Source organism: Streptomyces sp. NPDC107575 (genome assembly GCF_055657265.1).
In genome coordinates, this window is sequence record NZ_JBVKBG010000005.1 from 677,334 (window position 1) to 703,451 (window position 26,118).

At 71.0% G+C, this 26,118-nt stretch carries 24 protein-coding genes; 10 read left to right on the top strand and 14 right to left on the bottom strand.

The window, feature by feature from the left end:
* Nucleotides 1-59 precede the first annotated feature (59 nt).
* From sfnG to ACZ7L4_RS27835, 3 genes are all read right to left on the bottom strand, one after another.
* A complete protein-coding gene (gene sfnG / locus ACZ7L4_RS27825; RefSeq protein ID WP_472106742.1) occupies nt 60-1,193 on the bottom strand; it encodes a dimethylsulfone monooxygenase SfnG in 1,134 nt (377 codons plus the stop codon).
* Nucleotides 1,194-1,342: 149 nt separating this feature from the next.
* Nucleotides 1,343-1,423 carry a putative leader peptide gene (locus tag ACZ7L4_RS27830; protein ID WP_386495781.1) on the bottom strand — a complete coding sequence of 27 codons (81 nt, stop codon included), beginning with the start codon at nt 1,421-1,423 and terminating at the stop codon, nt 1,343-1,345.
* Between the two features lie 136 nt (nt 1,424-1,559).
* Complete coding sequence (locus tag ACZ7L4_RS27835; RefSeq protein ID WP_472106744.1) at nt 1,560-2,861, bottom strand: sulfite oxidase; 1,302 nt, start codon at nt 2,859-2,861, stop codon at nt 1,560-1,562.
* 362 nt (nt 2,862-3,223) lie between these two features.
* Here ACZ7L4_RS27835 and ACZ7L4_RS27840 point away from each other — a divergent pair, with 362 nt between their 5' ends.
* A complete protein-coding gene (locus ACZ7L4_RS27840; RefSeq protein WP_472107372.1) occupies nt 3,224-4,447 on the top strand; it encodes an FAD-dependent monooxygenase in 1,224 nt (407 codons plus the stop codon).
* 11 nt (nt 4,448-4,458) lie between these two features.
* Here the strand turns inward: ACZ7L4_RS27840 and ACZ7L4_RS27845 are convergent, their stop codons facing one another.
* Nucleotides 4,459-5,034, bottom strand: a complete 576-nt coding sequence (locus ACZ7L4_RS27845) for a TetR/AcrR family transcriptional regulator (RefSeq protein ID WP_472106746.1) — start codon at nt 5,032-5,034, stop codon at nt 4,459-4,461.
* A gap of 105 nt (nt 5,035-5,139) precedes the next feature.
* Between ACZ7L4_RS27845 and ACZ7L4_RS27850 the strand changes: the two genes are divergently transcribed.
* Both ACZ7L4_RS27850 and ACZ7L4_RS27855 read left to right on the top strand, forming a co-directional pair.
* Entirely contained in the window at nt 5,140-6,540 is a 1,401-nt protein-coding gene (locus ACZ7L4_RS27850; RefSeq protein WP_472106748.1) for an MFS transporter, read from the top strand.
* Between the two features lie 174 nt (nt 6,541-6,714).
* Entirely contained in the window at nt 6,715-7,680 is a 966-nt protein-coding gene (locus ACZ7L4_RS27855) for a LysR family transcriptional regulator (protein WP_472106750.1), read from the top strand.
* 60 nt (nt 7,681-7,740) lie between these two features.
* Here ACZ7L4_RS27855 and ACZ7L4_RS27860 read toward each other — a convergent pair whose 3' ends face one another.
* The gene (locus ACZ7L4_RS27860) at nt 7,741-8,901 is read right to left on the bottom strand and encodes an NAD(P)/FAD-dependent oxidoreductase (RefSeq protein ID WP_472106752.1); all 1,161 of its coding nucleotides are present in this window, start codon (nt 8,899-8,901) and stop codon (nt 7,741-7,743) included.
* A 252-nt stretch (nt 8,902-9,153) separates the two neighbouring features.
* Here ACZ7L4_RS27860 and ACZ7L4_RS27865 point away from each other — a divergent pair, with 252 nt between their 5' ends.
* Nucleotides 9,154-10,533, top strand: coding sequence for an MFS transporter (locus tag ACZ7L4_RS27865; protein WP_472106754.1), 1,380 nt, complete (start codon nt 9,154-9,156; stop codon nt 10,531-10,533).
* Between the two features lie 36 nt (nt 10,534-10,569).
* Here ACZ7L4_RS27865 and ACZ7L4_RS27870 read toward each other — a convergent pair whose 3' ends face one another.
* The gene (locus tag ACZ7L4_RS27870; protein ID WP_472106756.1) at nt 10,570-10,962 is read right to left on the bottom strand and encodes a cupin domain-containing protein; all 393 of its coding nucleotides are present in this window, start codon (nt 10,960-10,962) and stop codon (nt 10,570-10,572) included.
* The gene (locus tag ACZ7L4_RS27875) at nt 10,959-12,404 is read right to left on the bottom strand and encodes an MFS transporter (RefSeq protein WP_472106757.1); all 1,446 of its coding nucleotides are present in this window, start codon (nt 12,402-12,404) and stop codon (nt 10,959-10,961) included. The genes ACZ7L4_RS27870 and ACZ7L4_RS27875 overlap by 4 nt, the downstream gene beginning before the upstream one ends.
* 57 nt (nt 12,405-12,461) lie before the next feature.
* Here ACZ7L4_RS27875 and ACZ7L4_RS27880 point away from each other — a divergent pair, with 57 nt between their 5' ends.
* Nucleotides 12,462-13,130, top strand: coding sequence for a TetR/AcrR family transcriptional regulator (locus ACZ7L4_RS27880; RefSeq protein WP_472106759.1), 669 nt, complete (start codon nt 12,462-12,464; stop codon nt 13,128-13,130).
* Here ACZ7L4_RS27880 and ACZ7L4_RS27885 read toward each other — a convergent pair.
* Together ACZ7L4_RS27885 and ACZ7L4_RS27890 are read right to left on the bottom strand one after the other, a co-directional pair.
* The gene (locus ACZ7L4_RS27885) at nt 13,127-13,441 is read right to left on the bottom strand and encodes a hypothetical protein (RefSeq protein WP_472106760.1); all 315 of its coding nucleotides are present in this window, start codon (nt 13,439-13,441) and stop codon (nt 13,127-13,129) included. The two genes, ACZ7L4_RS27880 and ACZ7L4_RS27885, sit on opposite strands and share 4 nt — an antisense overlap.
* A gap of 184 nt (nt 13,442-13,625) precedes the next feature.
* The gene (locus ACZ7L4_RS27890; RefSeq protein WP_472106762.1) at nt 13,626-15,629 is read right to left on the bottom strand and encodes a glycoside hydrolase family 3 protein; all 2,004 of its coding nucleotides are present in this window, start codon (nt 15,627-15,629) and stop codon (nt 13,626-13,628) included.
* A gap of 278 nt (nt 15,630-15,907) precedes the next feature.
* Between ACZ7L4_RS27890 and ACZ7L4_RS27895 the strand changes: the two genes are divergently transcribed.
* Nucleotides 15,908-16,420: a DUF4232 domain-containing protein gene (locus ACZ7L4_RS27895; RefSeq protein ID WP_472106764.1), complete on the top strand. Its 513-nt coding sequence runs from the start codon at nt 15,908-15,910 to the stop codon at nt 16,418-16,420.
* 90 nt (nt 16,421-16,510) lie between these two features.
* On the opposite strand, the gene ACZ7L4_RS27900 is transcribed toward ACZ7L4_RS27895, so the two are convergent.
* Both ACZ7L4_RS27900 and ACZ7L4_RS27905 read right to left on the bottom strand, forming a co-directional pair.
* The gene (locus tag ACZ7L4_RS27900; RefSeq protein WP_472106766.1) at nt 16,511-17,296 is read right to left on the bottom strand and encodes a DUF4352 domain-containing protein; all 786 of its coding nucleotides are present in this window, start codon (nt 17,294-17,296) and stop codon (nt 16,511-16,513) included.
* The gene (locus ACZ7L4_RS27905) at nt 17,296-17,688 is read right to left on the bottom strand and encodes a hypothetical protein (protein WP_472106768.1); all 393 of its coding nucleotides are present in this window, start codon (nt 17,686-17,688) and stop codon (nt 17,296-17,298) included. The genes ACZ7L4_RS27900 and ACZ7L4_RS27905 overlap by 1 nt, the downstream gene beginning before the upstream one ends.
* A 357-nt stretch (nt 17,689-18,045) precedes the next feature.
* Here ACZ7L4_RS27905 and ACZ7L4_RS27910 point away from each other — a divergent pair, with 357 nt between their 5' ends.
* Nucleotides 18,046-19,590 carry an FMN-binding glutamate synthase family protein gene (locus ACZ7L4_RS27910; RefSeq protein ID WP_472106770.1) on the top strand — a complete coding sequence of 515 codons (1,545 nt, stop codon included), beginning with the start codon at nt 18,046-18,048 and terminating at the stop codon, nt 19,588-19,590.
* 55 nt (nt 19,591-19,645) lie between these two features.
* On the opposite strand, the gene ACZ7L4_RS27915 is transcribed toward ACZ7L4_RS27910, so the two are convergent.
* From ACZ7L4_RS27915 to ACZ7L4_RS27925, 3 genes are all read right to left on the bottom strand, one after another.
* On the bottom strand, nt 19,646-20,863 hold the full coding sequence (locus tag ACZ7L4_RS27915; protein WP_472106772.1) for an alpha-hydroxy acid oxidase: 1,218 nt from the start codon (nt 20,861-20,863) through the stop codon (nt 19,646-19,648).
* A gap of 32 nt (nt 20,864-20,895) precedes the next feature.
* Complete coding sequence (locus ACZ7L4_RS27920; protein WP_472106774.1) at nt 20,896-21,594, bottom strand: ANTAR domain-containing protein; 699 nt, start codon at nt 21,592-21,594, stop codon at nt 20,896-20,898.
* Between the two features lie 75 nt (nt 21,595-21,669).
* Nucleotides 21,670-22,428 (bottom strand): GAF domain-containing protein, encoded by a 759-nt coding sequence (locus tag ACZ7L4_RS27925; protein WP_472106776.1) that lies wholly within the window; start codon nt 22,426-22,428, stop codon nt 21,670-21,672.
* Nucleotides 22,429-22,676: 248 nt separating this feature from the next.
* On the opposite strand from ACZ7L4_RS27925, the gene ACZ7L4_RS27930 reads away from it, so the two are divergent.
* The 3 genes from ACZ7L4_RS27930 to ACZ7L4_RS27940 all read left to right on the top strand — a co-directional run bounded on the left by ACZ7L4_RS27930 (nt 22,677) and on the right by ACZ7L4_RS27940 (nt 26,079).
* Nucleotides 22,677-24,011, top strand: coding sequence for an NAD-dependent succinate-semialdehyde dehydrogenase (locus tag ACZ7L4_RS27930; RefSeq protein ID WP_472106778.1), 1,335 nt, complete (start codon nt 22,677-22,679; stop codon nt 24,009-24,011).
* A 73-nt stretch (nt 24,012-24,084) separates the two neighbouring features.
* On the top strand, nt 24,085-24,702 hold the full coding sequence (locus ACZ7L4_RS27935; protein ID WP_472106780.1) for a TetR/AcrR family transcriptional regulator: 618 nt from the start codon (nt 24,085-24,087) through the stop codon (nt 24,700-24,702).
* 144 nt (nt 24,703-24,846) lie between these two features.
* Nucleotides 24,847-26,079, top strand: coding sequence for a cytochrome P450 (locus ACZ7L4_RS27940; protein ID WP_472106782.1), 1,233 nt, complete (start codon nt 24,847-24,849; stop codon nt 26,077-26,079).
* The last annotated feature ends 39 nt before the right edge of the window (nt 26,080-26,118 follow it).

Genomic DNA, 26,118 nt, shown 5'->3' on the forward strand with positions numbered 1-26,118 from the left:
TCTGACGTCGAGGCGTCGGGGCGTCGAGACGTCGGATCGTGCGGGTGACGACGCGGTGGTCAGGCGTGGGACGGGACGGACGCGGCGCCCGTGTCGGCTGCCTGCGCCTCCAACTCGCGTACGAGGGGCAGGACGCGCTTGCCGAAGTACTCGACCTCTTCCTTGTAGTGCAGGAAGCCGAGCAGGAGGAGATCGACGCCGAGCCTCTTGTAGGCGACGATGCGTTCGGCGATCTGCTCGGGGGTTCCGATCAGTCCCGTACGGAAGCCGTCGTTGTACTGGACGAGGTCCTCGAAGCTCGAGTCCTGCCACATGCCCTTGCCGTCGGCGCTGGAGCGGCCGGCCTGCTGAACGGCGTCACGGAACCCGTGGACCGCCTCGGTGTCCGCCTTGGCGACGATCTCGCGGAGCGTCTCGCGGGCCTCGGCCTCGGTGTCCCGGGCGATGAGGAAGCCGTTGAGGCCGAACTTCGGTGCCGTGCGGCCCACTTGGGCGGCGGAGGCGCGGACGTCGTTGATCTGCTCGGTGACGCCGTCGAAGTCCTTGCCGTTGCTGAAGTACCAGTCGGATACGCGACCCGCCATGGCGCGGGCTGCGGTGGAGTTGCCGCCCTGGAAGATCTCCGGGTTCGGTCGCTCGGGGGTGTTCAGCGGCTTGGGCTTCAGGGAGAAGTCGCGCACCCGGTAGAAGTCCCCGGCGAGTTCGACGTGGTCCTTGGTCCAGATGTCGCGGAGGGCGCGGATGAACTCCTCCGCGCGGCGGTAGCGCTCGTCGTGCTCCAGCCAGGGTTCGCCGAGCGCGGTGAACTCGCCCTTGAACCAGCCGGACACGACGTTGACGGCGAAGCGGCCGTTCGACAAGTGGTCGGCGGTGGCGCCGAGTTTGGCGAGGACGCCGGGGTGCCACAGGCCGGGGTGGACGGCGGCGATGACCTTGAGCCGCTGGGTGGCGAGGAGCAGGGCGAGGCTGAAGCTGGTCGACTCGTGCTGGAACTCGGCGCCGTAACTGGCCATGTAGCGGACCTGGCTGAGGGCGTACTCGAAGCCGTTGTTCTCGGCGAGCACGGCCAGGTCGCGGTTGTAGTCGTGGCCCCAGTCGGTGCGTTGCTCGACGGTGCTGGTGACGAGGCCACCACTCACGTTCGGGACCCAGTAGGCGAAGCGGACGGGGTCGGTTCCCGGTGGTACAGGCATGGGGATCTCCTGGCGAGGGCGCGCACGGAAAGGAAGTGCACGCCAACGGGTGAAAGAGTGCGGTGTTCCGAATCCGGGCACACGGAAATCCACGACGACGGGAGACGTCGGAACGGCGCGCGTGCGCGGGTTTTCCTGGGGGCGCTCGCTCAGACCCGGCGGCGACAGCAGGAGCTGGAGACACGCGCGAGGTCGACGTGGCGCCGCTGCGTGAGATCCTGTCGCTTCATGTCCTCGATCAAAGCAGCGGGCAGAGCGGCCGGTCAACAATGCAGGGACCCTGTTCACATTCCGAAGGTCGGAGTTCACGAGGTTGTGACAGGGAAGTCGTCCCGACGGTGCGGGACCTCACCGTGACGGGTCCCCTCACACCACCGTCACCGGGTGCCGCACCACCGCGTCGAAGAGGTACCCCTGCGTGTTGGGCGCCGCGACGTCCGGCTGGGTGCGGCCGGTGGTGTCGGTGGCTCGGGCCAGGACATGGGTGGCTCCGGAGGTGTCGGGCCTCCAGGGCAGGGACCAGCGGGTCCAGGTGTCGGCGCGGGGCCGGTCGTGCAGCCGGGCCGGGCGCCAGCTCGCCCCGCCGTCGGTGCTGACGTCGACCCGCGCGACGGCGCCCGCGCCCGACCAGGACCGGCCGTGCAGCACCTGTTCCTCTCCTACGGGGAACCGGGCGCCGCTCGCCAGCTCGAAGGCGCTCTTGAGCGTCTGCCGGGTCAGCGGCGCGCTGCCCTCCTGCGGGTGGCCGGGGCCGAACAGCCGGTAGAAGGTGGTGTTCCACGGCGAGAACAACGGCTCCGCGGACACCTCGATGTCACCGACCCACTTGATCGACGCGATCCCCACCCACGAGGGCACCAGCACCCGCACCGGACGACCGTGGTCGTACGGCAGCGGCTCGCCGTTCATTTCATACGCGAGCAGGACGTCGTCCAGCGCCTTCGCCAGCGGCAGCGGACGGCGCACCCGGCCGAGGTTCTCCCCGTCACTGACGTACTCGGCGTCAAGGCCACGCGGCTGCACGTCGACGGCGCGGGACGACAGCCCCGCCTTGCGCAGTACGTCGCCCAGGCGCGCCCCGCGCCATCGCGCGACGCCGACCGCGCCCAGCGTCCACGCGGTGCCGGTCACCGTCTCGCCCTGCTGGGACGTGTAGTAGCTGCGCCCGTTCCCGGCACATTCGACGAACGCGGTCCGGGTGACGGCGGGCAGAGCGCGCAGGTCGTCGTAGCCGAACTCCACGGGCCTGTCCTCGCCGTGCGCGCCCCGCAGCCCGCTGCCCCACAACCGCAGCCGCCACTCGTGTGCGTCGAGGACCGGGGTGGCGGTGTGGTTGCGCACGAAGAACAGCTCGTTGGGCGTGTGAGGACCGGTCCCGCGCAGGGCCTCCCAGCGGGTCTCGGCGTTGGTGCCGCGCTGGATGAACCACTCGGGCGGCAGCGGTTTGACGATGGGCGCGGTGGCGGCACGGGCCGCTCGCGGGGCGGGAAGCGCGGTGGCGGCGGCCGTGGCGGCGAGCAGGGTGAGCAGCTTCCTGCGGCTGACGCCGTCGGCACGGGCCTCCCCCGCCAGCCACTGGCGCAGTCTGCGGCGGTCGTAGGAGGTTTCGTCGAGCCGGTGCGCGGGGCGGGGCTCCACGTGGGGTGAAGGCAGGGGGAATTCGGGCATGGTGGGGCCTCGCGATCCTCGTGATCAGCAGGGAGGGAGCTGCGGCGGCGCACGGGACGCCACCCGACGACTGGACGTGCGCGCTCAACAGGCCGCAGGCGCAGGGCAGTTCGGCGTCGGGCCGAGACAGGGAGCGATCAGCCGGGGAACCGACACAGTGCGGCAGCGACGCGGACGAGGTCCACGGTGCGGCGACGCGTCAGAGGCTCCAGCGGTGACATGGCGCGATGCAAGCATGCGAGGTGATGGGGTGTCAACGGCGCCTGCACGACCCCCGGCCGTCGGCGCGCCCCGGGCCCCGCAGGCGTCGCGCTGGCATCATGGCGGCGGTACGACGGAGGACGGATCACGGGGGCGTGGAAATGCGTGGCGGCAAGGTCGCGGTCGTGGGCGGAAGCATCGCGGGGTGCGCGGCGGCGCTCGCGCTACGGAGGGGCGGGGCCGACTCGGTCACCGTGTACGAGCGCGCGTCGGGCCGTCTGGCCGACCGTGGTGTCGGCCTCGCCATGCACAACGCCCGTTACGCGGAACTGGAGTCGGCCGGTCTCGTCGACGCGTCGATGCCGTGGCACCAGGTGACCCGTCGTCGCTGGTACGTGCGCGACGACGCGGCGGCGAACGGCCCGCTGGGCCGGGAGCTGGCCGTGATGCCGTTCCCGTTCCGCACCTACAACTGGGGCCCGCTCTGGCACGAGTTGCGCCGCAGGGTGCCGGAGGCGGCGGACTTCCGGCACGCGTCGGCCGTCGAGGCGGTCGAGGTGACATCGCGGGGCGCCGAGGTGCACGCGGCCGGGCGCACCGACCGCTACGACGTGGCGGTCGGCGCGGACGGCTACCGTTCGGCGGTCCGCGCGGCGGTGCACCCCGACGTGCGGCCGGGGTATGCCGGGTACCTCGCGTGGCGCGGCGCCTACCCGTCGGACCGGCTGCGCGAGCCCGGCCTGTGGCCCGAGGACGAGTGTGCGTACATCGTCTTCCCCGGCGGCCACCTGATCGTGTACCGCATCCCGGACGGCGCCACGGGCGGCCACCGGGTCAACTGGGTGCTGTACACGGCTCCGCCGCCCGGCCTCGACCAGGGCCTGCAGACACCCACCACCTTGCACCCCGGCACGGCGGGCGACGGGCTGCGCGCCCATCTCGCCCACGTGGCCGACGAGTTGCTGCCCGTCTTCTGGGGCGACCTGGTGCGGGCGACGACGTACGACGAGCTGTTCCTGCAGCCCCTCTACGACTTCACCGCGCCGCGGTACGCGGTGGGCAGGGCGCTCCTCATGGGCGACGCGGCCACGGTCGCCCGCCCGCACACGGGCGCCGGCGCCGTGAAGGCACTGCAGGACGCCACGGCCCTCCAGTCGGCCCTGACCTCCGCGTCCACCTGGCCGGAGGCCCTGTCCGCGTACGACGCGGATCGTGCCCCCACCGGCCGGGTCATGGTCGACCTGGGGCGACGGCTCGGCCGGAGCCTGGTCCAGCAGACGCCGGACTGGCGGGCCCTGGACCAGGCGGGCCTGGAGACCTGGTGGCAACAGGCGGACGGGACAGGGGCGTTCGGCGGGCGACGCCTCGGGGGCTCGACCGCCTGATCGCCCGGCCGTCAGGCGAGCAGGCGGTCGACCAGCCCGTCCACGTACTCCGGGGTGAGCGGGCCCACGCCGAACAGGACGCGGACGTACATCGGGGACATGACGTGGTCGAGGACGTCCAACGCGTCGAGGGACCGCTCCCCGCGCTCGCGCGCCCGGTCGAGCATGGTCTGCAGCTGCCGGGCCCGTTCGGCGAGGAAGTCGTCGCGCAGGCGCAGCCCCTCGGGCCCGGAGCCGGAGCTGGACAGGGCGACGGCCAGGCGGAGCACGGCCAGGCCCTCGGGTCCGGAGATCTCACGGGCCACGGCGGCGGCGTAGGTGTGCAGATCGCCGGCCAGGTCCCCGGTGTCGGGCATCGGTGAGCGCGCGTTGAGCCGGGTCAGTGTCACGTCCGTGAGCAGCTCTTCGAGGCTGCCCCAGCGGCGGTAGACGGTGGTGTCGGCGACGCCCGCGCGGGCCGCGACCTCGCTGACGGTGAATCCGCCGTATCCACGTTCTCCCACCAAGTCGGTGACGGCCTGATGTACCGCCGCGCCGACGCGGGCACTGCGTCCGCCGGGCCGTCGGGTGCGCTGCTGCTCGTCCATGCGTCCCACCTTAACGCAGCCAACACTTGCGTTTGTGCGCCGGGCTGCTCTATGGTCCCGCTTAACGCAGTCTTCCGCTGCGTTTAGCGAGAGTGAGGGGACCAGATGCTCGTAGTGACCTGCCTGGGGCAGTTCATGGTGCTGCTCGACAACACGATCGTCGGCGCGGCGCTGCCCGACATGCAGCACCGACTTGGCGCGGGAATGACCGGCCTGCAATGGATCGTCGACGCGTACGTCCTGCTGGTCGCCATGCTGTTGCTGTCCGGCGGAGTCTTCGCCGACCGCTTCGGCCGCAAGCGCGTGTACCTCAGCGGTGTCGCGGTGTTCACCGCCGCGTCCGTGGTGTGCAGCGTCGCCCCGTCGGTCGGCTGGCTGGTCGCCGGGCGCGTGTTGCAGGGGGTCGGTGCCGCGGCGCTGAGCCCCGCCTCGCTCGCGCTCCTGGTGGCCGCGTATCCCGCCCCGCAGGAACGGGTCAGGGCGATCGGGCTGTGGGCAGGGCTCAGCGGCATCGGTCTTGCCGTCGGACCGGTGGCCGGAGGCGCGCTGACCCAGGCGTTCGGCTGGCCCGCGATCTTCCTGGTCAATGTGCCGATCGGCCTGATCCTGCTGGTGGTCGGCCGGCGCGTCCTGAAGGAGTCCCGCAACCCGGGCGCGCCCGCCCTCGACATCCCGGGCACGGTCCTGTCCGTCCTCGGGGTCGGCGCCCTGGCCTACGCCCTGATCGAAGGCGGCGCGCGCGGCTGGACGTCACCGGTGATCCTCACCGGCTTCGCGGCGGCGGCCGTCCTCCTCGGCGCGTTCGTGGTCGTGGAACGGCGCCACCCGGCACCGATGCTGCCGCTGGGCCTGTTCCGTCAGCGGTTGTTCACCGTCTCCAACTCCGCCATGGTCGTGGTCGGTTTCGCGCTCATGGGCTCGACGTTCTTCTTCTCGCAGTTCTTCGTGTACGTCCAGGGCAGCTCGATCCTGCGGGCCGGGCTCCAGACCCTGCCCGCCACGCTCGCCATGGTCGTGGTCAGCCCGTTCGCGGGGCGGCTCGCCGCCAAGTACGGCTACCGGTCCGTCGTCACCATCGGTCTGGCGCTGGCCGGGCTCGGGCTCCTCGCGCTGGGCGGGGTGCACGCCGACACCGGTTACGCGAACGTGTGGTGGCGGCTCGCCACGGTCGGCGTCGGCTTCGCCCTCACCATGTCGCCGCTGACCGGCGCCGCGATCCAGGCGGTCGATCCGCGGGAGGGCGGCCTCGCGTCGGGGGTCAGCAGCACGACGCGGCAGATCGGCGCGGTGCTCGGTGTGGCGGTGCTCGGGGCCGTGGTCCGCGCCCGGCAGTCCGGCGGCGCCTCCTTCGAGGCCGGCCTGAACAGCGCCTTCGAAGTGGCCGGAGCCGTCACCCTGGCGGCCGCGGTGTGCACGGCCCTGTGGCTGGCGAAGTCCCGCCCGACGCCCGCACCTGCGCCCACGCCGCAGCAGCCCGCCGACCTCAGCACGTCGCGAACCTCGTGACCCGACGCCGGCCGTGGGGGAGGAAAGCTCCCCTCCCCCACGCGGTGCCCCGCATGGTCGGGCAGCGACCTGCGGCGGCGGTGCATGATGTTGCGCATCGCGACGTGCGGGCGGCCCGGTGCTGCGTCCGAGCGCGGCCCCGTCGGCGCGGCGTCGCTCGGCAAGGAGGACCGAATGCTCAACCTCGTACATCTGCAGACCTTCCAGGCCGTGCTGGAGACCGGGTCGCTCAGTGCCGCCGGCAAGCGGCTCGGTTACACCACGTCGGCGGTGTCGCAGCAGGTGGCGGCCCTCGAACGCGGCCTGGGCGTGCGGCTCTTCGAGCGCGGGCCGCGCAGTCTGCGGCCGACGCACGCGGCCGAGCGGGTGGGGCTGGTGGCGGAGTCGCTCCTGCTGCGTGTCGACGACTTCGAGGCCGAAGTGCGCAGCCTGGCACGCGGCGACCGGGGGCGGTTGCACCTCGGCGCCTTCCCTACGGTGGGTGCGCAACTGGTGCCCCGGGCGCTGGCCCGGCTCGTGGGCCGGTTCCCCGAGGCCGGGTTCACCGTGCACGACAACGCGCGGTCGGCGGCGGTCGCGGAGGCGGTGCACAGCGGCCGCACCGACCTGGGTCTCGTCTACGAGTACGACGTCGTGCCCGAGCAGTGGTCCGAGGAGCTGACCGTCCACCCGATGCTCGACGAGGAGATCGTGGTGATCTCGGGGGCCGGCCGCCCGGACCGGCTGCCGCCGCGAGTCGAACTGTCGGCGCTCGCCGAGGAGATCTGGGTCGGCAACCCTGCGGGCTCGACGGGCCGGGCCAACCTCCAGCACTGGTGCGCCCAGGCGGGTTTCGCGCCGCGCGTCCGGTTCGAGACGGACGACTTCGATGTCATCCGGGGCATCGTCCGGGAGAATCTCGGCATCGCGTTCGCCCCGGCCCTCGCCCTCGGTGTCGACTCGTCGATCCTCATGCACCGGGTCGGCGATCACCGGCCGCGGCGCCGTGTGCGTGCCATCCATCGGTCGGCCGATCCCAACCCGCTTCTCGACGAGGCGCTCACCGCGCTCAGGGAAGGGATCGCCGCGTTCGTGGAGTGGACCACCGGCGCCTTCGAAACGGACACCGAGCGGCTGCCCCTGGCCCGCCCGGATGTCTGACGCGCATGGTGTGCCGACCCGCCGAACCTGCCGGTCTGCCGCTCTGCCGCTCTGCCGGTCTCAGAAGACCGCGTTCTCGAGCACCGCACCGGCCCGGTCGTTGAACCTGGCAAGCCCGAGCGCGCTCATGTCGAACCCGGGCGCACCGTCGAGGAACCAGTCCGCCAGCGCCTGCCCCACCGCGGGTGACTGCATGAACCCGTGACCGGAGAAGCCCGCCGCGACCCACAGCCCCGGCACCTCGTCGACAGGCCCCACGATCGCGTGGTCGTCCGGAGTCATCTCGCGCAACCCCGCCCAGCCGCGCGTCACTTCCAGTTCGGCGAGGCCGAGGAACCGGTGGCTCAGCGCGTCCGCGAGTCCGCCGACGCGCTCCCAGTCGACGCGCGCGGACTCCGTGCTCGGGACCTCGCGGTCGTTGCCCCCGATCACGGCGGTTCCGCCGGAGGCCTCCGGGTGGACGTACGCACCGGTCGCCATGTCGACGGTCAGCGGCAGCCCGCCGTGCACACCCGGCAGCGGCCCTGTGGCGAACGCCTGCCGTGAGTGCGGGTACACGGGGATGTCGACCCCGCACAGCCTTCCCACCGCCCTGGACTGCGGGCCCGCCGCGATGACGACCCGGTCGGCCTCGATGACACCGTCCGGGGTCCGCACACCCGACACCGCGCCGTCCCCGTCCCGGTCGATGGCCACGACGGGGGTGCGCTGCTGGACCCGTACACCGCCCGCGCGGGCCGCCCGCAGAAACCCGGCGACCGCGTCCGCCGGCGACGCGGAGCCGTCGGTGGGTGTGTACGTGGCACCGACAAGGTCATCGACGCGGATGCCGGGGAAGACGTCCGCGACCGCGTCCGGGGCGAGTGTCTCGACGGGCACACCGAGCGAACGCTGCAGGTCGGCGTTCCCCTCGAAGGTGGCGAGCATCGCCGGGTCGGTGAGCAGGAAGAGATAGCCGTGCTGCCGGAAGGTGAGCGGATGACCCGTGCGTTCGGCGAAGGTCTGCCAGAACGGCAGGGACCGCCGGGCGAGTTCGATGTTCACCCGCGAGGAGAACTGCCGCCGGATGCCACCGGTCGCGTACGCCGTGGCGCCCTCCCCCACGAGCCCTCGCTCCAGGATCGTGATGTCCCGGTAGCCGCGCGCGCTCAGGTGATGGGCGATGGACGCTCCGATGATGCCGCCGCCGACGACGACCACGCGTCCGTCAAGTGCTGTCATGCCGCGATGCTCGCCCCGCTCCGCAGGCGCCCGCAATCGCCGGAGCTGCAGAGTTCCTTCAAGCCCTTTCACGAGTAGTGGACTTGGAGGTGACACCGGGGACGTGCTTGAAGGGTTCTGAAGGCAGGTTAAGCGACGCGTAACCTGCCCCCTCTACCAAGCCGCTCCGAGCACCGCTAGAACAATCACCACCCGCCTGCCCCGCCCTCACCTGGGATGCCCTTCCTGGGATGCCCTGCGAAGGGATCATTCATGACCGTGCCCAGCGTCACCATGGACACCGCGCGACCCACGTCCTTCCATTACCGGATCGCGGTGTTCAGCGCGGGAGGGATGCTGATCGACGGCTACATCCTCGGTGTCCTGACGATCGCGCTGCCGCTGCTCCCCGCGAGCTTCGGGATGACACCGCTGTGGGAAGGGCTCGTCGGTTCCTCCGCCCTGATCGGCCTGTTCCTCGGGGCACTCACCCTGGGGCCGCTCGCCGACCGGATCGGCCGCAAGAAGCTGTACACCCTGGACCTGGTGCTGTTCCTGGTGGCCTCGGTCGCACAGTTCTTCCTGCAGGACGCGATGCAGCTCTTCCTCGTCCGCCTGGTCGCGGGTCTCGCCATCGGCGCCGACTACGCGGTGAGCCCCACGTATCTGGCGGAATTCCTGCCCACGAAGCTGCGCGGCCCGCTGCTCAGCAGCCTCGCCGCCATCTGGCGCATCGGTTTCCTGGCCGCGGTGGTGGTCGGCTTCCTGCTGCAGGACGCGGGCCCCGACGCCTGGCGCTGGATCCTGGCGAGCAGCGCGGTGCCGTGCGCGGTCATCGCCGCGCTGCGCATCGGTGTGCCGGAGTCGCCGCGCTGGCTCGTCCAGCAGGGGCGGCACGACGAGGCCGAGGCCATCGTGAAGAAGCACATCTCCGCCGACGCGACCATCGACGACATCGTGGAACGTGCGGGCCGTCAACAGCGCAGGGAGACCCGCCCGTTGCGGACCCTGCTGAACCGCACGTGGCGCGGCAGAACGTTCTTCGCCGGGTTCTTCTGGATCGCCCAGTCCACCCCGCAGACCGCCATCTTCACCTTCCTGCCGACCGTCTTCCTGTCCCTCGGCGTCGAGGGCGGCGGCGCCACGATCCTGCAGAACGTCTTCTTCGCTCTCGGCGGCCTCGCGGGCATGGTCGTCATCAACCGGATCGGCCGCCGCCGCCTGCTGATCTCCACGTTCTGGCTGATGGCGCTCAGCGTCACGGCACTGGCCGTGCTGCCGAAACCGAGCGCCGCGATCGTCATCGTGTGCCTCAGCCTGTACGCCTTCATCGAGGCCGTCGCCGGAAACCTGCAGTTCGTCTACCCGAGCGAACTGTTCCCCACGTCGCTGCGCGGCGCCGGCACCGGCATGGCCGCGGCACTCAGCCGGATCGGCGCCGCGTTCGGCACGTTCGTCTTCCCGATCCTCCTGGCGTCCTTCGGCATCCAGGCCGTCATGATCGGCACGGTCGCCTTCCTGGTCCTGGGCGCGCTCGTCTCGCACCGCATGGCACCCGAGACGGGGCGGCACGGCCTGACGGAGGAGGACGGGGGCGCCGAGGCGGTCGGCTCGGACGACGCTGCACGCACCGTGTTCCCGCAGCACTCGTGAGCACCTCCCCGGTGAAGAAGCCCCACTCACGTCCGCTCAGCGGGTGTCCGTGCGCCTTTCCAGTCGGGTGCCCTTGCGAAGGGTGATCGACATCAGGTCACTGGGTGCATCCAGTTCCATACGGTGCCAGCGGCCGCGCGGGACGACCACGGCGGTGCCCGCCCGCACCTGCACCACGTCCTCGGTGCCGGGTTTGTCGGAACGGAAGTACAGGCGTACGCCACCGGTCAAGCAGCACACCGCCTCGTCGGCCTCCGGGTGCATCTCCCAGTGGTCGGCGTGCACGTCAGCGTCGGTTTCGACGTGGAAGGTGGCGATCTGCCAGTCGCTGGAGTCGTTGCCGGCCATCTGTCGTTCGGCGGCCTGGACGCCGCCGTCGGCACTGAAGCGCAATGCCGAGGCGAACAGATCGACGATGGTGTTTGTCATGACGGTGTTCCTTCCAACTTGTCTGCGAGTGCGGCGCGTTGTGGAGAGGGCCCGGCGGAGTGGCGACGTGGCAGCACGGTCATCCCCACGACCGCCGCAAGCAAGAAGATGGCTGCGGTAACGGCGAGACCCAGGGCATAGCCATCGTTGAGCGCCGTGGGTCCGGTGGCCTCTCCTGTGCGGTGCGCCGCAACGGTGGCCAGGGCTGCCAAGCCGATACAGCCGCCGAGTTGACGGGAACTGTTCATGAGCCCGGAGGCCATGCCGGACTCGCGTGGCGCAACGCCGGTGGTCGCGGCAGCGGCGACCGGAGCCAGGACCAGCCCGGCACCGACACTGGTGACGAGGGACGGGCCGAGGACGTCGGCGAGGAAGCTGCCGTCCGGAGTAATGAAGGCGAACCACGCCAGCCCTGCGGCGGCCAGCAGTGCGCCGGGCACCAGTGACGTGCGAGGGGTGCGTGCCGAAGTGACGCGGGTCGCGACGATGGTTCCCGCGACGAGCCCCAGGGAGAAGGGGAGAAATGCGGTGCCGGTCGCCGCCGCACCCATGCCCAGGACCTGCTGCAAGTACAGAGATACGAAGTAGAACGCGGTGAACTGCCCAGCCGCCGCCAGGAACACCAGCAAGTTCGCGCCGGCGACCCAGCGGCTGCGCAGCAGGCCGAGGCGCAGCAGCGGCGCGGCGACCCTCAACTCGACGCAGACGAAGACGGACAGCAGTCCCGCCGCCGCAGTGAGTGTCAGCCACGTGGCCGGGGAGCCCCAGCCCAGAGCATCCGTGCGGACGACACCAAGCACCAGGAGCCCGACGCCGCAGGTCGCCAGGGCGGCGCCCAGCCCGTCCAGCCTCTCGCGCCGTGCGGGCGATGGCGCCACGGGCACCCCTGCCGGCAGGAGCACGAGGGCCACCACGACGATGGGCAGGTTGATCAGCATGACCCACCGCCAGCCCGCGTACTCGGTCAACAGCCCTCCTGCCAACACGCCCAGCGCTCCACCTGCGGCATTCACCGCGCTCCAGACCCCGAGGGCGCGTACCCTCCGGTGGCCTTCGGCGAAGGTGGTGGTGAGCATCGCCAACGCGGCCGGTGCGACAGCGGCGGCACCCATGCCCTGCCCCGCGCGGGCGGCGATCAGTTGCCAGGGTGCCTGAGCCAGCCCGGCCGCCAGCGAGCACAGCCCGAAGACACTCAGTCCCAGCGCGAACATCCGGCGCCGACCGTACAGATCACTAGCACGCCCTCCCAGGAGTAGAAACCCGCCTAACGCGAGCGCGTACACGTGCACGACCCAGGACAGATCGAGCGGCGTGAATCCCAAAGCGGTGCGGATGGCCGGCAGTGCGACGTTCACCACGGACATGTCCAGGGCGACGACGAACTGAGCGACGGCGGCCGCCGCCAGCACCGCACCGGACCGCCCTCCAGAGTTTCTATACATGTATGAAAAGTAGCGCCGAAGACCGCCGCTGTCGATACGTGAGGGATGATGACGGGCATGCCACAGCCGTCCGCACCGCGCAGAACCCAGGGCCGACCTCCCCGTATCTCTCGCGAAGAGATCGTCGAAACAGCTCGTCGGATCGTGACCGAGGAAGGCGTGCGGCGGCTGACCATGCGCCGGCTGGCCGCCGAGGTCGGCAGTACGCCGATGGCGCTCTACCACCACGTCCGCGACAAGGAAGAACTACTCGTCCTTCTACTGGACGACTACGCCGCACGGACATTGCGCCGCCCCGAACTGCCCCCTGCTCCGCGCGAGCGGGTCGTGGTCGCCGCCGCCGCGATCCATGAGGCGCTCGCGAACTGCCCCTGGATCGTGGAGGTGCTCACTGCCGACGACCTGATGTCCACGTCGGCACTGTGGTTTGTCGAGCAGATCGTCGACGGCCTGGTCGAATGCGGCCTCTCTCTCGACGCGGCCGTGCACGGATACCGCGCGATCTGGTACTACACCGCCGGAGAGATCGTGGTCAGGACAACGGCGGCCCGGCGGCGCTCCGACGACGGCCGTGCGACCTACCGGGAGAAGGTCTTCGCCGATCTCGACCCGAGCGAACTGCCGCGCCTGGCACAAATCGCGGGCCGCTGGACGCCGCTGACCGCGGAGGACACGTACGAGGGCGGACTCCGCGCCCTCGTGGACGGCCTTGTCGTCAGACGCTAGTGACTCGAAGCCGGTGACGCGTCGGGACTGGACGGCGCCGCCTGGCCCTGGGCGAACGGATCTCCGATGACCCCGGCGAGTCGGATGAGGCCGCGCCGGTCGGCGTCCGTGGTCACGGCGTAGATCGTGTAGTCCCATCCGCGTGCCGTCGCGTACTCCTCGGCCCACGGCAGGAGTTCGTCGATGTCGATCTCGCCGAGGACCTCGTACTCGTACGAGTTGGTGGTCGAGCGGTCCCAGAAGTAGACCCGATAGTTCGCGTGGTCCTGCTCCCAGGAGGTGTCTCGGGGGTCGATGCCACGAATGTCCATCGGGTGAGCCTAGCCTTCGGTGGGAGCCACACCTTCTGGTCTTCCACTGGCGTGCGTACAACGGACGCCGGCGCCCGCCGCGTGCCCGAGTACTGGCATGCTCCCCAACTGCCGTACCCGGGCCCGTTCCGGCGGATCCCGCTCCAGCGGAACGCGCGCGGCGAACCGTTGTCGGCTCAGCTCCTCAATGCCCCTTCGGAGACCGGTAGTTGAGGCCGAACCCCCTCTCGTACAGCGGACGCGCCGTGTCATCGGGTACGTCGCCCTGCTGCGCCTCCACCGCCTCCTGTGACGACGGCAGCTCGAAGGGGAGCCTGCCGTTCGGGGTGCGCTCGCCGAAGAGGGTGGCGAGCAGGACCGTGTCGGAGACGCCGAAGTTGGCCATCACCGCGTCGGCGGTGCGGGAGACGTTCGTCAGGATCAGGGGGCGGTCCAGCTTCGGGACGGCGACCGTCGGGGTGCCGGTGGCCGCGGCCTCGCGCAGGGCCCGGTACGCGGGGTCCGAGTCGGGGAAGTCCAGGCCCGTGAGGTCGGAGCCGGCCCTCGGGTCCGCGAGCCGGACCACAGCCAGGTCGGCGTCCGCCGGGTTGTCCACCACGCGCAGGCCGCGCGCCTTCGCCGCGTCGGCGGAGACACCGTGCAGGTAGACGCTTCGGACCTGGTCGCCGCGCGCGGGCAGGGTCCGGTGGTCGTTCTTCAGCAGGGTGAGGGAGTCGGACTGCGCCTTGTCGCCCACGGCCTGGAATCCGGCGTTGCCGACCAGGCGGCCGGCCGCGTCCTCGTCCACGTACGGGTTCTCGAACAGGCCGAGGCGGAGCTTCTGCTCCAGTACACGCCGGGCCGCTTCGTCCACCCGCCGCTCGGTGACGAGCTTCTGGCGTACGGCCTGGACGACGTACGCGGGTTGGTCGCTGCCGCCGATCTGGTCGACGCCCGCGTTCAGGGTGAGCGCCGTGCGCTGGAGGATGGAGCGGTCCTCCACGCCCCAGGGCATGCCGACGCCCCACGGTCCGATGAAGGACGCAGGGGGCCGGTTGTCGCGGCACTGCTGCGGGCAGTCGCCGGTGATGCCCCAGTCCGAGACGATGACACCGTCGAACTTGTACGTGCCTCGCAGAAGGTCCTTCAGGAGGTACGAGTTGAAGCCCGCGCCCACCTGGTCCAGCTTGTGGCCCTTGTAGGTGAGGTCCTTGAGGATCGAGTACGTGGGCATGATCCCGGAGGTGTGCGCGGCGAACGCGCCCTTGAACGGGGTGATGTGGTCCGCGAAGTTCTTGCCGGGGAACGTGGCGTAGCGGCCGTAGTAGTAGTGGCTGTCGTAGCCGTTCGCCTGGGCGCCGTAGCCCACCCAGTGCTTGGTGACGGTGGCCGTGCTGTCCGGTCCGAGGCCCCGCGAGCCGTGCTGCATTCCCTTGACGTAGGCGTTCACTTGGCGGCCCGCGGCGTCCGGGTCCGAGCCGAAGGTGCCGTTGATACGGGCCCAGCGGGGCTCGGTGGCGATGTCGGCCTGCGGCGAGAGACCTTCGGTGATGCCTACGGCGCGGTACTCGCGGCGGATGATGTCACCCAGCTTCTCGGTGAGCCGCGGGTCGTGGGCGGCGGCCATCCCGATGGCGTCGGGCATGGCCGTCGTGCCCGCGCCCGCGACGGTCTGGCCCTCGACGACGGCGAACCCGTTGCGCGGGTCGGTGGAGATCACCACGGGAATGCCGAGGCGCTGCTTCTCGGCGACGGCCTGCACGCTGTTGTTGGCGGCGGCGACCTTCTCCGGCGACTTGGAGAGCCGGGTGATGGCGGTGGTGACGTGGCGGTCGCCGACGAGTTGGGCCGTGCCCTTGGTGTCGTAGCCGTCGCCCGAGGTGGGCAGCGTGCCGTGGACGAGGAGTCCGGCCTTCTCCTCCAGGGTCATCCGGGAGAGCAGGTCGCGGGCGCGGGCGTCGGCGCCGAGGCGCCAGTCCTCGTAGGGGGTGAGCCGGCCGTTGCGGTCCAGGTCGCGGAAGCGGATGCCGTCCCGGTCGAGGATCGGTGCGTCGCGGGAGGACAGTGTGGGCGCGGCCGTGGGTTTTCCGTGTGCTCCGGCCGGTGCGGTGAGCATGCCCGGCTGGGCGATGAGGGCGGCGACGGTGGTGACGGCGGCCCCGACGGCCACTCTTCGACGGCCGCCCGTGCGGTGATTACGTGAACGCATGCGTTCCTCTCCATCGAGGTCCACTTGAGCGCTTGCCATGCCTCCTGCAGCCACGTCGCCGTCCGGCGGGTGGGCAGCGCGGAGGGTCACGCCTTCATGCTGTGAAGCGACAGATCACCTGAGCGCCTTCAAAGTAGGTTGCGGGTTCAAGCAATACAAGAGCTGTGACAGCGAAAGGCTCCGCGTCCGACCGGTACAACGGGGCCCGCCGGTGGGAGGGATGGGAGGAACCCGGCACACCAGACACCGGGCAGACAGAGAAACGGAGCACCCCTGCCGTGCGTACGACCACTGGGAAGATCGCCGTCACCGCCACCGTCCTGGCCTCAGCTCTGGGAGGCGGCCTCGCGCAGGCCTCGGTGGCCGCGGCCGGTTCGCAGGAGGGGCCGATGCCCTCCTCCTGCCGCCCCGCCAACCACACCGCCCGCATCACCCAGGACGCCGCGTCCTCCGGGCACAGCCACTACCGCGTCACGCTGACCGCGGCCCCGGGGTACGAGCCGTGCACGCTGGCGGGTTCGCCCGTCGACGTCCAGTTCTCCGACCACGGCGTGCCGATCGTCATCCCCGCCGCCGGGTACGGCCCGCAGGACGCGCCGGTGCGGTTCGGCCCGGGGCACCCGGCCCACTTCGACATCCAGGTCCCCCACCACGTCCCGAGCATCCGAGCGGACGAGGCCACGTTCACGCTCTCCACGCCGACCGGCCAGATCCCGGGCGAGTCCGCGGCGTCCGGGAGGCTGCGGGTCGGTGAGGGCACGGTCGTGGGGCCCGTGCGACCGGGCGCCTGACGCGCGGAACGCGGCGACCCAGGCTGAGCGTGCAGGAGCAGACCCCCTGCCTTACGGCGGGGGGCCTCCTGTTGTCCGTGTCCGGATGCGCTAGCCGACTCCCTGGGTGTCGACGTCGAAGAGGTGGTTCTCGCTGTCGTCCGCGAAGTGCAGCTTGCCGGGCTGCGTGGCGTGGATGACCACGACGGTGCCGCCCTGCACGTGCTCGCCCGGCTGAAGGCTCTCGGTCGACGTCAGGTCCTCGGGCACGTACGTCTCGTCCAAATAGCTGGACGAAACGCTGGCGACTTGGCCGTCCTTGCCCGTCCACGTGATGTTGGTGCTGTACGGCGTCATGCTGATCTCGTCACCGCCGGTGTTCTCGACCTTGAGTGTGACGACGACCAGTTCCTCGCCCTGCGAGAGATCGCTCGCGAACGAGTCGGCGGACAGGTCGCCGGCGCCGTACTCCTTGACCGAGACGAGAGTGACGTCCGCGGTCCCCTCGAAGGTACTGAAGTCCTCGTCGCTGATCTCGGTCGTCGTGACCTGCACCGCCTCGCCGGTCCTGAGGGTCGGTGCGCCCTCTGTGGCGGGCTGGGACTCCGGCTCCGAGGGTGTCTCCTCGGTCTGCGCGTCGGGCTGCGCGGGGTTCTCCGTCCTGGGCTCTGTGGGCGTCTCCTGCTTCGGCTCCGCAGAACCGTCCTTCTTCGGCTCGGAAGGGCTGTCCTGCTTGGGCTCCGCAGGGGTTTCCTTCTTGGGTTCCGCAGGGGTCTCCTTCTTCGTTTCGGTCGAGACGGTGTCCCCGCTCGTGTCGTTGCTCGTGCTGGAGCCGCAGGCCGCGGCCCCTCCGAAGAGGACGAGCACGGTGCCGACCGCCGCGATGACTCTCTTCATCACGACGCACCTCCCGGGCGCCGCGCCAGTCGGACGACTGCGTAGGTGATGCCGAGGATGATGTCGGTGATGGCCCAGAGGAGGATGACGAGACCGACGCCGATGGCCGTCCCCACGCTCTCGGCGTCATTGCATGTCTGGGCGTCCAGTGATCCGCAGCCGTCCGGGGTTCCCGCGCTGGAGCGCGTCCCCAGGATGATCCAGAGCAGGAAGATCGCCTGCACGGCGAGGAAGAACCACATGAACCAGCGGGGGCGCCGCCGGGAGACGGTTCCCTGGGGCGGCGGGGGCGGGGCGGGAGCCGCCGGCGCGGAGTGTGCGGCGGTCGGGCTGCCGCCGGGTCCCCACTGAGGGGGCGACCAATTTCCAGGGGTTTCGGTGCTGTGCTTCATGGCGCTGTGCCTTTGAAAGATCCGTCGGTTTCCCCCAGATCGCGGTCCGGGCCGTGACCGTCCCCTGAACGTGTTCTGCGTGCGAGTGCCGCAAACCCGCCATCAACGTTACGTCCGCTTTATTGGCGTTTCTACCGTCCCGCTTTTCGTGCTTTTGCTGTCCTGCACGCAGGTGCACATCCGTTCCGCGGGCTCCCCTCCCCCGGCCCTGCCCTCCCCGACCCCCGGCCTCTACGATCAGGTGGCGTTTCGACGTCGAACTCGCGAGCCCGGACAGGGCTGTTCGGCGGCGGGCGTCCGCGTCGGCCGCTGGGCAGTGGTGACGTCGGGTATCGGGCAGTCGAGGAGAGGAACGTCATGCGTGCTCGGAACATCGGTGCGGCAGCCGCCACCGCGTTGGCGGTGGTCGCCGCGCGCGACCTCGTGCAGAAGAAGCACGCACTGTTGCGGAACTTTCCCGTGGTCGGCCACGCCCGGTACCTGCTGGAGACGATCGGCCCCGAGCTGCGCCAGTACATCGTGACGTCCAACGACGAGGAGCGTCCGTTCAGCCGCGACCAACGCAGCTGGATCTACGCCTCGTCGAAGGAGGAGAACAACTACTTCGGGTTCGGCACCGACAACAACGTCGAGCACGTGCAGGGCCACGCGTACATCAAGCAGCGCACGTTCGCCGGTGTCCTGCCCGATCTGCACGACCCGCAGGCCCCGCTGCCCTCCGCCAAGATCCTCGGCGGGCCGCGCGGGCGCGCCAAGGCGTTCCGGCCCGCGAGCATCGTCAACATCTCGGCGATGAGCTTCGGTTCGCTGTCCGGCGCGGCGATCACGGCGCTCAACAAGGGCGCGGCGCTGGCCGGAACGATGCACAACACCGGTGAGGGCGGCCTCTCTTCGTACCACCGCGGCGGCGGTGACCTCGTCCTGCAGATCGGTACGTCGTACTTCGGCTGCCGCAACGAGGACGGCTCGTTCAACCTCGACAAGCTCAAGGCGATCGTCGACAGCGCGCCCGTCAAGGCGCTGGAGATCAAGCTCTCGCAGGGCGCCAAGCCGGGGCTCGGCGGCATGCTGCCGGGCGCGAAGGTGACCCCGGAGATCGCCGAGATCCGCGGCATCCCCGTCGGCAAGGACTGCGCGTCGCCCTCGCGGCACACCGCGTTCCACGACGTCGACTCGATGCTCGACTTCGTGGAGCTGCTCGCCGCCGAGACCGGTCTGCCGGTCGGCATCAAGAGCGCCGTCGGCGACATGGGCTTCTGGGAGGAGCTGGCCACGCTGATGGCGCGCGGCGACCGCGGCGTCGACTTCGTGACCATCGACGGCGGCGAGGGCGGCACCGGCGCCGCTCCCCTGATCTTCAGCGACTCGGTGTCGGTGCCGTTCCGGATGGGCTTCTCGCGCGTCTACAGCACCTTCGCCGAGCGGGGCCTGACCGACCAGTTGACGTTCATCGGCTCCGGCAAGCTCGGCCTGCCAGAGAACGCCGCGGTCGCCTTCGCCCTGGGCGTCGACATGATCAACGTGGCCCGTGAGGCGATGCTGTCCATAGGGTGCATCCAGGCGCAGAAGTGCCACACCGACAAGTGCCCGACCGGCATCGCCACCCAGGACCCGTGGCTGGTGCGCGGGGTGGACGCGCCCTCGAAGGCGAACCGCGCCGCGATGTATCTGCGCACGCTGCGCAAGGAGTTGCTGAAGGTGTCGGGGGCGGTCGGCGTCGCCCACCCCTCGCTCATCACGCCCCATGACATCGACATCATGAACGGCGACTACGAGGCCCGGTCCCTGGCGAGCGTCTACGGCTACAAGGACGGCTGGGGCGAGCTCGGCAAGGACCTCGCTGACGAGATCACCGAACTCCTCACCGCGCAGCCTGAGTCGGAGACCAAGCCCGCGGTCTGACGTACGGGGAGGGTGACCGGCGCGCGACAGCGCCGGTCACCCGCGGTCAGCCGTGTCAGCCCGTGTGCCGCGTGCGCAGGAGATGCGGCCCGAGGTCGGCGATCGTCGCCGCCCCGATCAGCTGCATGGTCACCTCGATCTCCTTCGCGAGCAGTTCGACGGCCCGCGACACACCTTCGCGGCCGCCGGCCATCAGCCCGTACAGGTACGCGCGTCCGATGAGGGTGAAGTCGGCGCCCGCGCAGAGGGCCGCGACGATGTCGGCACCCGACATGATGCCGGAGTCGAGGATGATCTCGACGTCCTCGCCGGCCTCGGCCCGCACCTCGGGCAGCGCGTGGAACGCGACGGGTGCGCGGTCGAGTTGGCGTCCGCCGTGGTTGGACACGACGAGCCCGTCGGCGCCCGCGTCGAGCGAGCGGCGCGTGTCCTCCGCGGTGAGGACGCCCTTGACGAACAGCTTCCCCGGCCACTGGGACCTGATCCACTCCAGGTCCTCGATCGACAGGGTCGGGTCGAACATCGAGTTGATGAGGGTGGGCAGGTCCTGGCTGGTGCCGGACAGCGAGGCGAAGCTGAGCGGGTCGGTGGTGAGGAAGTTGAACCACCACTCGGGCCGGTACGAGGCGTCGAGCACGGTCTTGAGGGTGAGCCGCGGCGGGATCACCATGCCGTTGCGGTTGTCGCGCAGCCGCTGGCCCGCGACCGGTGTGTCGACCGTGACCAGGAGTGTGTCGAAGCCGCTCGCGGTGGCCCGCTGCAGGAGGTCGAGCGACTTCTGGCGGTCCTTCCAGAGGTAGAGCTGGAACCAGCGGCGTCCGTCCGGCGCCGCGGCGGCGACCTGTTCGAGCGAGCGGGTGCCCATGGTCGACAGGGAGAACGGGATGCCCGCCGCGGCGGCCGCACCCGCTCCGGCGTCCTCCCCCTCGGCGTGCATGAAGCGCGTGAATCCGGTGGGCGCGATCCCGAAGGGCAGCTCGGACGTCGCGCCCGCGATCTCCGTGCTCAGGTCGACCTTCGCGGTCCCGTGCAGGATCCGCGGCAGCAGCACGACCTCGTCGAACGCCCTGCGCGCCCGACGCACCGTCAACTCGCGCTGCGCCGCACCGTCCACGTAGTCGAACGCGGGTCGTGGTGTGCGGCGCCTCGCTATCGACCGCAGGTCCCATATGTCGGCGGCCCTGCCGAGCCGGGCGGCACGCCTGTCGGGGTTGAAGCCGTCGAACTTCAGCAGGGGGCGCAGCTCGGAGATCTGGGGCAGTCGGTGTTTCATGGTGTCCACCGAACCATGATCCGTCACCCGTGTCAGGGCGTCTGCATGTCCAGGTCGGCCTGGTGGTGGACGACGTCGTGCGCGACCTCGTGGAGGGGGCGGTTGTGCGTGAAGGCGTAGGCGCGCAGCCGGATGAGGGCCTGGTCGAGGGGGACGCCGAGGCGGACGGTGAGCGCGCCGGTCGCCTGGTGGACGACGGCCCGGTGCAGGGACAGCGGCTGGTCGGACCGCATGTCGTGGATGCCGTCGGGGGTGGTGAGGATCGACACGGCGCCTTCGGCGAGGGCGAGGAACCGGCTCATCTGCGGGCGGGTGAGCGGCCCGGGGGCGGCGCGGTGGCCGGTCAGGGCGCCGAGCCGGGTGGCCCCCAGGTTCAGCGCGACGGCGTGGACGGCACGCAGCGGGCTGAGGCGGGCGGCGGGCAGCAGGGCGGGCCACCGTTCGTCGGGCACGGTGTGCAGGTCGGGGACGAGCACGGGGTCACCGGTGCGCACGGTGTCATGGGTGGGTCCCTCGCCGAGGGTGAACTCGAGGTCCTCGAAGGCGACTCCGGCGGTGTGCTCCGGGTCGTACCAGACCAGTTCGAGGCCGGATTTGTTGAGCAGGCACAGGGTGAGCCCGTCGAGGCCGACCGCGTGCGCGCAGGCGGCGGGGGCGAGCGCGCTCAGGCCGTGGCCGGAGCGGCCGGCGGCGGCCAGGAGCGCAGGGATGTCAGGAGAGTCTGCGGTCACCGGGTGGGCGCTCCTTTGCTGGGGTGGTGGGTCGCCGGTGGCGTGGGCCGCAGAACGCGTTGGCGGCGGAGATGTTCAACGACGCTGCTGTCTGCCCGGGGGTGGTGCGAACTCCTCGGCGGGGATGTGGCCCTCGACGACGCGCTGACACAGCTGGGTCAGCGAGGTCCGTCGGCTGCGGGCGCGGGACCGCAGCCGCTCGAAGGCGGAGTCGGGGGTGATGCCGAGCCGCGCCCCGAGGGCGCCCTTGGCCTGTTCGATGGCGATACGGCTGTTGAGCGCGGTCTGCAGTTGGCCGACCCGCTCGACCTGGTCCTGGGAGAGGCGGTGGTGCAGAATGCCGATGGTCGCCGCGTCCGCCAGGGACTGGCCCAGGCGCAGGGCCGCCGGATGGAGGGCGTCGCGCCGGTCGTGGAACATGTTGACCGCGCCGATCACCTCGTCGCGCAGCCGCAGCGGCAGCGCGGCCACCGTCTCGAATCCGAAGGTGCGGGCGGCCTTGGTGAACCGCGGCCAGCGCTCCGCGGCGGCGGGCAGCGTCAGGTCCACGGGGCCGACCCCCTCGTGTCCCAGACAGCACTCCTTGCACGGGCCCTCGTCGAACTCGACCTGTGTCTCCTCGAGTTGATGGGCGGTGTGGGTGGAGGCGGTGACGTCCACCAGCCGGTCCTGGGCGTCGACCATGACGACCCCGATCGCCGTCACGTCCAGCAACTCGCGCATGTGGTCGGTCAGCACGTGCAGGAAGTCCACCAGGTAGAAGCCGTCCCGGAGGGTGTCGGCCAGCTCCAGGAACGCCCGCGCGAGCCTCTCGTCCCGCTCCCACTGCGCCATCACGCAGCCTCCTTCCGCCCCGAATTCCGGTCGACCGAGCACACCGTCGCGGCACTGCCAGTGTCCCGCACGGCCCCTCCGACGGGAACCGGATCGATGAATTTCGGAGCGTGGCCCGCGGGCGACTCCGGTCGGCCGCCTCGGCCCGACCCGCCCCGGAGCCGTAGGGTTCTTCCCGTCGGCTCCGCGGCACGTGAGGACCGCGGGACCGACCTCGTTCCTTGCTCCTTCGCACCTCTGGAGATTCGATGTACGCAGTCACCGACCCGGCCACCGGCGAGATCGTCGAGACCTACCCCACCGCCACCGACGCCGAGGTGACCGCGGCCGTCGACGCCGCGCACCGGGCCGCCGCGTGGGGGCGCACCAGCTCCGTGGCCGACCGCGCCGCGCTGCTGCGCCGCCTCGGTGACCTGCACGCCGAGCACCGTACCGAGCTGGCCGACAGCATCGTGCGCGAGATGGGCAAGCCGCGCGAGGAGGCCGAGGGCGAGGCCGACTTCTGTGTGGACATCTACCACTACTACGCCGACCACGCCGAGGAGTTCCTCGCCGACGAGGCGCTGAACGTCACCTCCGGCCCCGGCCGGGCGGTCCTGCGCCGCAGCCCGGTCGGCACCCTCCTCGGCATCATGCCGTGGAACTTCCCCGCCTACCAGGTCGCCCGGTTCGCCGCCCCGAACCTGGCCATCGGCAACACCATCGTCCTCAAGCACGCCCCGCAGTGCCCCGCCACGGCGGCGCTGCTGGAGAAGCTGTTCCTCGAGGCGGGCTTCCCGACCGGCGCGTACGTCAACGTGTACGCCACCAATGAGCAGATCGCCGACGTCATCGCCGACCCGCGCATCCAGGGTGTCTCGCTCACCGGTTCGGAGCGGGCGGGCGCGGCGGTCGCCGAGATCGCCGGGCGGAACCTGAAGAAGGTCGTCCTCGAGCTCGGCGGCTCGGACCCGTTCGTCGTGCTGTCCACCGACGACCTCGACGCGGTGGTGGAGTCCGCGGTCGCCGCCCGCCTCGACAACACGGGCCAGGCCTGCAACGCGGCCAAGCGGTTCATCGTCGTCGACGGTCTGTACGACGCGTTCGTGGAGAAGTTCACGGCCCGGCTGCTCGCCGGGCAGACGGGCGCCCCGCTGTCCTCCGTGACCGCGGCCGACACCCTGGAGCGCCAGGTCGCCGCGGCCGTCGCCGAGGGCGCCACGCTGCACTCCGAGGGCAAGCGCGACGGCGCCCACTACCCGGCCGGCGTCCTCACCGGTCTGACCACCGAGCACGCCACGGCCCGTCAGGAGCTTTTCGGCCCCGTCGCCATGGTCTTCAAGGCCGCCGACGAGGACGACGCCCTGCGGATCGCCAATGACACCCCGTACGGTCTCGGTTCGTACGTCTTCACGAACGACCCCGCCCAGGCGGAGCGGGTCGCGCACGGCATCGAGGCCGGCATGGTCTTCGTCAACGGCGTCGGCGCCGAGGGGGCGGAGCTCTCCTTCGGCGGCGTCAAGCGCTCCGGCTTCGGCCGTGAGCTGGGCCGGCCGGGCATCGAGGAGTTCGTGAACAAGAAGCTCATCCGCACCGTCAAGTAGCCGTCGGGACGGGCACAGGGCGGTGGCGTCGACCGGGCGGATCCGGTCGGCGCCACCGGTGGAGGGGCGCGGGATGAGTGACGGGTTCAAGCGGCGCGAGCAGAGTCAGTGGGGCGAGGGGGCGGCGCTCAAGGACGAGATCCTGCGGACGGCGGCGCGGCTGCTGATGGAGTCGGGCAGGGAAGGGGATCTGTCGCTGCGGGCGGTGGCCCGCGAGGTGGGCATCTCCGCGCCCAGCATCTATCTGCACTTCAGGAACCGGGCGGAGCTGGTGGACACGCTCACGCAGCGCGCCCACCGCAGGCTGGCCGCGGAGTTGCGCGCGGCCAGGGACACCGCCGCGGACGAGGACCCGGGCGCCGCGCTGCGGACGATGGCGCGGCACTACTGCGCCTACGCGCTGGACAACCCGCGCGTGTACCACCTGATGTTCGGCATCGAGCGGATCCAGGTGCCCCGGGAGGACGCCGATCCGAGCCCGATGCGCGAGGTGCTCCAGGTGTGGCGCGACGCGGTGTCTCCGCTGCGCCGCGGCGAAACGGGCCCGGGCGACGAGCAGTTGGCCGTCCTGCTGTGGGCCTCGCTGCACGGCATCGTGTCCATGGCCGTGGCGCTGCCGTTCCCCACCGACCGGCAGTCGGTGCTGGCGCGGGCGGACGACCTGCTCGATCTGCTGGCCTCCCGGGCGTGAAGTCCCCACCGTCAACACACCCTTGGCGGGAGTCGGCCGAATAACGACGTTTCAGCGGGCCGAACCCGATCACATGGTTGCCCTAGGCACCTAACGCTGTTAGGTGTGTGGGGACGCAACTCCACTCCCCACGGAGGCACCCCCATGACCGAGACCCCCACCGACACGACGGTCGCCCTTCCCCACCACCCGAGCCCGCGTGCGAGCGGCTGCCCCTTCGACCCGCCGCCGGCCCTGCACGCCCTGCAGTCCGAGCCGACGCTGTCCCGCGTACGCATCTGGGACGGCAGCAGCCCGTGGCTGGTCACCCGCTACGACCACCTGCGCACCCTGCTCGGCGACCCGCGCGTGAGCGCCGACGTCAACGGGCCCGGCTACCCCCACCGTTCGGCGGGCCAGAAGGCGGGATCCCAGAGCCGCCGCACGTTCCTGAACATGGACGACCCCGAGCACGCCCGGATCCGGCGCATGGTGACCGCGCCCTTCGCCATCAAGAAGGTGGAGGCGCTGCGGCCCTCGGTCCAGCGGATCGTCGACGGCCTGATCGACGAGATGCTCGCCGGTCCGAAGCCGGTCGACCTGGTCCAGGCGTTCGCCCTGCCGGTCCCCAGCCTCGTGATCTGCGAACTGCTCGGTGTGCCCTACGAGGACCACGACCTGTTCCAGCGCCACACCAAGGTCATCGTCAAGCGCGACTCCGCGCCCGAGGAGACCGTCGCCGCCACCACGGCCCTCGCGGACTACCTGGAGGAGCTGCTCGCGGCCAAGGAGGCCCGGCCCGCGGACGACCTGCTCTCCGAGCTCGCCACCAAGCGGGTGGCCACCGGGGAGATGACTCGGCGCGAGGCCGCGCACATGGGGGTCCTGCTGCTCGCCGCGGGGCACGAGACCACCGCCAACATGATCGCCCTGGGCACCCTCGCCCTCCTCGAGCACCCCGACCAACTGGCGTCGCTGCGCGGGACGGAGGACCCCAAGGCGGTCTCCGCCGCGGTCGAGGAGCTGCTGCGCTACCTCAACATCACGCACTCCGGCCGCCGCCGCGTGGCGTTGGAGGACATCGAGATCGACGGCCAGGTCATCCGTGCGGGCGAGGGCATCGTCCTCGCCAACGAGGTCGCCAACCGTGACCCGCGGGCCTTCGCGGGCAACCCCGACGAGCTCGACATCACCCGCGACGCCCGCCGGCACGTGGCCTTCGGCTACGGCGTGCACCAGTGCCTGGGCCAGCCGCTGGCCCGCGTCGAACTCCAGGTCGTCTACAGCACCCTGTACCGCCGCATCCCCACCCTGGCCCTGGCCACCGGCTTCGACCAGCTGGAGTTCAAGCACGACGGCCTGGTGTACGGGGTCTACGAACTCCCGGTCACCTGGTAACTCCTCTCCCCCCCTACGTACTCCACCCCCACCCAGAGA